Below are 1,518 nucleotides of genomic sequence, written 5' to 3'. Positions count from 1 at the left end.
CACCGAGAACTGCCGGTAGATGATGCCGGTCGAGCCCGAGAAGAAGGCCATCGGCACGAATACCGCCGACAGCACGGTGGCGATCCCCACCAGCGCGCCGGTGATCTCGCGCATCGACTTGCGGGTGCCGAAGATGCTGAGCCGGTAGGCATCGAGCGTGGTGACCACCGCGCCGCGCCGCAGGTCGTCCTGGATCACGTAATCCGGCACGATGCCCACGCCGAGCCCGGCCAGCACGGCCTGGCGCAGGAACAGGAAGTTCTCGGAGATCAGGGTGGGCGCGAGCAGCACCTCGTGGCGGTCGCCGTCGAGGTAGGCGGCGATGCGCAGCTGGCGGCCGACCACCGTGGCGGTGATCAGCGGCGCGTCGGCCAGCGCGTCGAGCGTGGCCGGCATGCCGTGCCGCGCGGCGAACTCGGGCGAGGCGCAGGCGACATAGCGCACCGCGCCCATGTCGCGCGCCACCAGGTTCTGCGGCGGCTCGGACATCACCCGCACCGCGATGTCGACCTCGTCGCGCAGCAGGTCCTCGACGCGATTCTCGAACACCACGTCGAGCACGATGCCGGGATAGTTGCGCTTGAAGGCCAGCAGCCAGTCGGACATCACGATCTGCCCATAACCGCTCGGCACCGACAGTCGCACGCGGCCCTGCAGGGCCTGGCCGAGCGTGGCGACGGTTTCCTGCGCGGCCAGCAGTTCGTGCTGGATGCGCCGGCCGTGCTCGACCAGGCGCAGCGCCACCTCGGTCGGCTCGATGCGGCGCGTGGTGCGCCGCACCAGTTGCAGCCCCACCGACTTTTCCAGTTGATTGAGCCGGTAGCTGACATTGGCGCGGCTCATCTTGAGCCGGCGCGCGGCATTGCTGAGATTGCCGGCATCGAGGATCTCCACCAGCAGGGTCAGCGCATTGAGGTCCATTCCGGCATCCATCGCTTGATTGTCAAAAGAATTTTGACAGCTTGTAAAAGGATCTGGAAATTGTCAATCCGGCTCGATCAATCGAGAATCGTGAGTCCGCGAGGCGAGCCGCAACCCGCCCGCGCGCCCGATTCCATCCCAGGAGACACGATGAGCGCCCCGAATCCCTCCGCTGCCGCCGCTGCCGGCACCGTCACGCGCGAACGCCGCGACAAGGTGCTGGTGGTCACGGTCGACCATGCTCCCGTCAATGCGCTGTCCACCGACGTCCGGCGCGGCTTGCTGGAGGCGATCGAGGCCGCCGCCGGCGACGCGGCGGTGGAGGCGGTGCTGATCGTCGGCGCGGGCCGCAATTTCATCGCCGGTGCCGACATCCGCGAATTCGGCAAGCCGCCGCAGCCGCCCGCGCTGCCCGAGGTCTGCCGCCGCATCGAGGACAGCGCCAAGCCGGTGGTGGTCGCGCTGCACGGCGCGACGCTGGGCGGCGGCCTGGAGGTGGCGCTCGCCGCCCATTACCGCCTCGCGCTGCCGGGCGCCACGCTGGGCCTGCCCGAGGTGCTGCTGGGCCTGCTGCCCGGCGCCGGCGGCACGCAGCGC

Annotated in this window: 2 protein-coding genes; one reads left to right on the top strand and one right to left on the bottom strand. The window is 69.6% G+C overall.

All coding sequences use genetic code 11. The annotated features are described in order from the left end of the window. Positions 1–921, bottom strand: a 921-nt coding sequence (locus F3J10_RS35615; protein WP_240155811.1) for a LysR family transcriptional regulator, incomplete at its 3' end; no start/stop codon positions are given. 150 nt (positions 922–1,071) lie between these two features. On the opposite strand from F3J10_RS35615, the gene F3J10_RS35610 reads away from it, so the two are divergent. Then, a partial coding sequence (locus tag F3J10_RS35610) for an enoyl-CoA hydratase/isomerase family protein (RefSeq protein ID WP_167244045.1) occupies positions 1,072–1,518 on the top strand: 447 nt, incomplete at its 3' end.

The organism is Burkholderia sp. Cy-637 (genome assembly GCF_011753175.1).
GTDB lineage: Bacteria > Pseudomonadota > Gammaproteobacteria > Burkholderiales > Burkholderiaceae > Burkholderia > Burkholderia gladioli.
This window is presented reverse-complemented; position numbering and strand designations above follow the sequence as displayed.